The 6,152-nt window shown below is 70.2% G+C and carries 4 protein-coding genes; 2 read left to right on the forward strand and 2 right to left on the reverse strand.

Translation table 11 applies throughout. The features are described from left to right. Positions 1–573: SDR family NAD(P)-dependent oxidoreductase (locus ABF401_RS17165; RefSeq protein WP_353510798.1), on the reverse strand; the 573-nt coding region annotated here is incomplete at its 3' end. A gap of 1 nt (position 574) precedes the next feature. Then, positions 575–793, reverse strand: coding sequence for a hypothetical protein (locus ABF401_RS17170; protein ID WP_353510799.1), 219 nt, complete (start codon positions 791–793; stop codon positions 575–577). Positions 794–888: 95 nt separating this feature from the next. Here ABF401_RS17170 and ABF401_RS17175 point away from each other — a divergent pair, with 95 nt between their 5' ends. Next, positions 889–2,580, forward strand: a complete 1,692-nt coding sequence (locus ABF401_RS17175; protein WP_353510800.1) for an NAD(P)-binding protein — start codon at positions 889–891, stop codon at positions 2,578–2,580. Between the two features lies 1 nt (position 2,581). After that, the coding region (nifJ, locus tag ABF401_RS17180) for a pyruvate:ferredoxin (flavodoxin) oxidoreductase (protein ID WP_353510801.1) at positions 2,582–6,152 on the forward strand (3,571 nt) is incomplete at its 3' end.

The raw sequence follows: 6,152 nt of genomic DNA on the forward strand, positions 1-6,152 counted from the left end.
GGTCATCGGCGTGTCCACATAGCCGGGGCACACGGCGTTGACGGTGACTCCGGTGCCGGCCAGCTCCGCGGCGGCCGATCGCACGAGTCCCAGCACCCCGTGCTTGCTCGCGGTGTAGGCGGCGATGTAGGGCTCGCCCACCTTCGCCGCTACTGACGCGATGACGACGACCCGTCCGTGTCCGCGCCCGGTCATGCCGGGCAGCGCACGGCGTAGGCACCGGAACGGGGCCGTGAGGTTGAGGTCGAGCATCCGCTGCCACTGCTCGTCGGTCGTCTTCGCCAGGCGCGCGGAGGTGCCGGCCCCCGCGTTGGCGACGAGGACGCTGACCGTCCCGAGCTCGTCCTCGGCGCGCTCGAACAGGTCGTCGACGAAGCCTCCGTCGGTGATGTCGCCCGGCACGGCGAGCGTCGGTCCCGGACACGCGGCCGCCGTCTCCTTGAGCTCGGTCGCATTCCGCGACGTGAGGACGACCGCGTGACCGGCTTCGCTGAGCGCCACCGCAACAGCTCGCCCGATGCCTCGCCCGGCGCCGGTGACGAGCGCGACGGGCGGCACGGCGGTGTCGGTCACGTCACAGACCTTGCCATTCGCCCGTAACGACCGTCAACGCCGCGACATACGCGCGCAGGATCTTCGCCCCGGCGAAGGCGTGGTGGGCGTCTGTGACGCGAAGTGCACAGTCGACGAAGCTCGGGAGGGCTGGGACGGCGATGGTGCTGGGGGCGAGCTCAGCGGCATACGGAACATGTCGTATGCCGCTGAGCTCGCTGGCGCTCGACGTGACCAACACGACGACGCCGGGTCGCTGGGAGCGAGTACTGTAGTACTACAACTCGTAGTACCCGGTGTCCCGGGCGTGGCTGCGTCCGGGCGCGGACCTTGGAGATGCGCGTGTCCGAACAGCAACGAGACCTCACCCCGCTGGCGCCGCTTGGCCTGGGACGCCTCCGTTCCGGGCCGGTGCGCTCGCAGCGCCCGCTCTACGTCGACCTGCTGCCGCCGTGCAACGCAGGGTGCCCCGCGGGCGAGAACATCCAGGCCTGGCTGGCCCTCGAGAAGGACGGCGACCACGAGGCGGCGTGGCGGCAGCTGACGGCGGACAACCCGTTCCCGGCGATCCACGGGCGGGTCTGCTACCACCCGTGCGAGACCGCGTGCAACCGGGTCGACCTCGACGGTGCCGTGTCGATCCATGCGGTCGAGCGGTTCCTCGGCGACCTCGCCATCGAGCACGGCTGGCAGTTCGAGCCACCGGCCACCCGAACGGGACGGCGCGTGCTCGTCATCGGTTCCGGCCCGAGCGGACTGTCCGCCGCCTACCACCTCGCCCGCCTCGGGCACGAGGTCGTCGTGCGCGACAACGGGCCCGAGCCGGGGGGCATGATGCGCTACGGCATCCCGGCCTACCGGCTGCCGCGTCACGTCCTCGACGCGGAGATCGCCCGCCTGGTGACCCTCGGGGTGCGCTTCGAGCAGAACCACCGGGTCACCGACCTCGAGGCCGAGCGGGTCGAGGGCGACTTCGACACCGTCTTCGTCGCGGTCGGGGCCCACCTGTCGAAGCGGGTCGACATCCCGAACATGGACGCCAAGCGCGTCCTCGACGCGGTCACCTTCCTCCGCGGCGTCGAGACGGGCGAGCAGGAGGCACTGAGCGGGACGGTTGCCGTCTACGGCGGCGGCAACACCGCGATGGACGCTGCCCGCGTGGCCCGGCGCGTCGGCGCCGACGAGTCGGTCATCGTCTACCGCCGGACCCGGGAGCAGATGCCCGCCCACGAGGAGGAGGCGGACGACGCCGAGGCCGAGGGCATCCGGATCAACTGGCTGCGCACCATCAAGGACATGGGCGAGCGCGACCTCACCGTCGAGGTGCAGGAGCTGGACGAGCATGGCCGCCCGCACGGGACCGGCATCTACGAGATGCTGGCCGCCGACACCGTCATCCTCGCGCTCGGCCAGGAGAGTGACACCGCCTTCCTGCGCGGCGTGGCGGGCGTCGAGTTCGACGCCGACGTCGTCCAGGTGCACCCCTCGACGCTGATGACCGGGGCTCCCGGAGTCTTCGCCGGCGGTGACGCGGTCCCGAGCCAGCGCACCGTGACGATCGGTGTCGGTCACGGCAAGCGGGCCGCCAGGAGCATCGACGCGTGGCTCCGCTCGGACGAGTTCGTCAAGGCGCCCCGGCACGACATCATCCACTCCGACCGCCTCAACCTCTGGTACTTCGGCGACCACGACCAGCGCCAGCAGCCGGAGCTCGACCCCGTCGAACGGGTCAAGGCGTTCGAGGAGGTCGTCGCGGGGCTGTCCGAGCAGGAGGCGCGGTTCGAGGCCGGACGGTGCCTGTCGTGCGGCAACTGCTTCGAGTGCGACGGCTGCTTCGGGTCGTGCCCGGAGGACGCGATCATCAAGCTGGGCAAGGGACTTCGCTACGAGTTCAACTACGCGAAGTGCACCGGGTGCGGGACGTGTTATCGGCAGTGCCCCGTGCACGCGATCGAGATGGTCGCCGAGTCGGAGTTCGAGTCTGAGGGTGCGCCGGTGCCGGTCGCCGACGCGGTGGAGAGGGGCTGACGTGCACACCACGGACGTGGTCACCAGGGAACAGGTCACGATCGACGGGAACGAGGCCGCGGCCGACGTCGCCTTCCGGCTCAACGAGCTCTGCGCCATCTACCCGATCACGCCGTCCTCGACGATGGCCGAGCTGGCAGACGAGTGGGCCACGCACGGCCGGACGAACGTCTGGGGGACGGTGCCGACGGTCGTCGAGATGCAGAGCGAGGGTGGCGCGGCGGGCGCGATGCACGGCGCCCTCCAGGGCGGTGCCCTGGGGACGACGTTCACCGCATCGCAGGGCCTGCTCCTCATGATCCCCAACATGTACAAGATCGCGGGGGAGCTCACCTCGACGGTCTTCCACGTGGCAGCGAGATCCATTGCAGCCCAGGCGCTCTCGATTTTCGGCGACCACTCCGACGTGATGGCGGTGCGGCAGACCGGCTTTGCCCTCCTGTCGTCGGGGTCGGTCCAGGAGGCGCACGACTTCGCCGTCATCGCCCAGGCGGCGACGCTCGAGAGCCGGGTGCCCTTCGTCCACTTCTTCGACGGCTTCCGCACGTCGCACGAGCTGAACACCATCGAGCGCCTCCCGGACGACGTCCTGCGTGACCTCGTGCCGGAGGAGCTGGTGCGCGCCCATCGCGCGCGGGCCCTCAGCCCGGAGCGTCCCTTCGTGCGCGGCACGGCCCAGAACCCGGACGTCTACTTCCAGGCGCGAGAGACGGTCAACCCGTTCTACGTTCGCGTCCCCGGCATCGTCCAGGCCGCGATGGATCGGTTGGCCACCCACACCGGCCGCCGGTACTCCATCGTCGAGTACGAGGGCGACCCCACTGCCGAGCGGGTCATCGTCGTCATGGGCTCCGGTGGCCAGACGGTCGCCGAGACGGTCCGCCACCTGAACGAGCGTGGCGAGCGGGTCGGTGTCCTGCGCGTGCGGCTCTACCGGCCGTTCCCGGCCGCCGAGGTCGTCGCCGCCCTCCCGCCGACCGTCCGTCGAATCGCCGTGCTCGACCGGACCAAGGAGCCCGGCTCGTCCGGCGAGCCGCTCTTCCTCGATGTCGTCACCGCGCTGACGGAGGCCCACCAGGACGGCCGGGTCGCCCTCCTCCCACAGGTCATCGGTGGGCGGTACGGCCTCTCCTCGAAGGAGTTCACCCCCGGCATGGTCGCTGGCATCTTCACCGAGCTGGCCATGGGCATGCCGCAGCCCCGGTTCACGATCGGCATCAACGACGACGTGAGTGGAACGAGCCTGCCCTACGACCGGGACCTCGACATCGAGGACGACGAGACGCTGCGGGCGGTGTTCTACGGCATCGGCTCGGACGGCACGGTGGGGGCGAACAAGAACACCATCAAGATCCTCGGCGCCGACCCGGACCTGCATGCCCAGGCCTACTTCGTCTACGACTCGAAGAAGTCGGGTGGCCAGACAGTCTCGCACCTGCGATTCGGACCGCACCCGATCAGGGCGCCCTACCTCATCCGGCAGGCCGGTTTCGTCGGGGTGCACCAGCTCGGGCTGCTCGACAAGGTCGACGTCCTCGGCGTCGCCCGGCCCGGAGCCCGGGTCCTGCTCAACGCGGCGGGCTCCCCGGCCGAGGTGTGGGCCGGCCTTTCGCGCCCAGTACAGGAGGAGGTCATCAAGAAGGAGCTCCGGCTGTGGGCGATCGACGCCGACGCCGTCGCCGAGGCTGCCGGACTGAGGGGTCGGACCAACACCGTCCTGCAGACCTGCTTCTTCGCCATCTCCGGAGTGCTGCCCGGCGACGAGGCGATCGCGGCGGTCAAGTCCGCGATCCGCAAGACCTACGGACGCCGGGGCAGCGAGGTGGTGCGCCGCAACGAGGCCGCCGTCGACAGCGCCGTGGCGGCCCTGCACGAGGTCCCGGTCCCCGAGTCGCCCGACGTCGCCGGCCGCGCCTTGCCGCCGGTGGTCCCCGAGGGCGCACCGGAGTTCGTCCGGACGGTGACCGCGGCCATGATGGCCGGCCGTGGCGACGACCTGCCGGTCAGCGCGCTGCCGCTCGACGGGACCTATCCGAGCGGCACGACCTCCTTCGAGAAGCGCCGCATCTCCGACCTCGTGGCCCAGTGGGATCCGGAGAGCTGCATCCAGTGCGGCAACTGCGCGTTCGTCTGCCCGCACAGCGTCATCCGGTCGAAGTACTACGACCCCGCTGACGCCGACGGGGCACCGGAGGGCTTCCCCTCCGCGCCGCTCAACGCAGTCGGCCTGCCGAGCTCCCGCTACACCCTCCAGGTCTACGTCGAGGACTGCACCGGCTGCGCCCTCTGCGTCGAGGCCTGCCCGGTGGTCAACCCGCTCGACAGCGCGCGGCGGGCGATCAACCTCACCGACCTCGAGCCCGTCCTCGAGCAGGAGCGAGACAACATCGGCTTCTTCGAGACGCTGCCCCAGAACGACCGGGCGAGGGTGGACTTCGGGACGGTGCGCGGCACGCAGTTCCTCGAGCCCCTCTTCGAGTTCTCCGGCGCCTGCGCGGGCTGTGGGGAGACGCCTTACCTCAAGCTGCTCTCCCAGCTCTTCGGCGAGCGGGCGACCGTCGCCAACGCGACCGGCTGCTCGTCCATCTACGGCGGCAACCTACCGACAACCCCGTGGAGCAAGAACGCCGCGGGGCGGGGCCCAGCATGGTCCAACTCCCTCTTCGAGGACAACGCCGAGTTCGGCCTCGGCCTACGCCTCGCCGCGGACCTGCACACCAAGCTGGCGCGCGAGCGCCTCGCCGAGCTCCGTGACCAGGTCGGCGCCGACCTCGCCGACGCGATCCTCGAGGCTCCCCAGATCCGGGAGTCGCAGCTCACCGCCCAGCGCGACAGGGTGGCCGAGCTCGGCCGGCGCCTCGCCGACCTCGAGGGCCCCGCAGTGGAGGACCTGCGCAGCGTCGTCGACCACCTCCTTCGCCGGAGCCTGTGGATCGTCGGCGGTGACGGCTGGGCCTACGACATCGGCGCGGGCGGCCTCGACCACGTCCTCGCGAGCGGTCGTGACGTCAACGTCCTCGTGCTCGACACCGAGGTGTACTCCAACACCGGCGGCCAGTCGTCCAAGGCGACCCCGTTGGCAGCGGTGGCGAAGTTCGCCGCCGGCGGCAAGGCGGTCGGCAAGAAGGACCTTGCCCTGCAAGCGATCTCCTACGGCAATGTCTACGTCGCCAGAGTTGCCATGGGCGCGGACCCGCAGCAGACGCTCACGGCCTTCCGGGAGGCGGAGGCATATGACGGGCCGTCGCTCATCATCGCCTACAGCCACTGCATCGCGCACGGCTACGATCTCGTCCACGGACTCGACCAGCAGAAGGCAGCCGTCAACTGCGGCCACTGGCCGATGTTCCGGTTCAATCCGACGCTCGAAGCACAGGGCAAGAACCCCTTCGTGCTCGACTCGAAGGCGCCCTCGCTGCCGCTTGAGAAGTATATCTATAACGAGACGCGCTTCCGCGTTGTCCAACAGCAGGATCCGCAACGCTTCGCCCGGCTGCTCGAGCTCGAGCAGCAGGAAGTGGCGAGCCGTTACCGCCTGTATGAGCAGATGGCGAAGCTTCCGGTCAACGGCA

It is taken from the genome of Intrasporangium sp., from assembly GCF_040414665.1.
Classification (GTDB): domain Bacteria; phylum Actinomycetota; class Actinomycetes; order Actinomycetales; family Dermatophilaceae; genus Intrasporangium.

Bases quoted from the DNA above. Each gene is read 5' to 3' on its own strand.
- ABF401_RS17175 (WP_353510800.1), top strand. From the start codon at position 889: ATGCGCGTGTCCGAACAGCAACGAGACCTCACCCCGCTGGCGCCGCTT.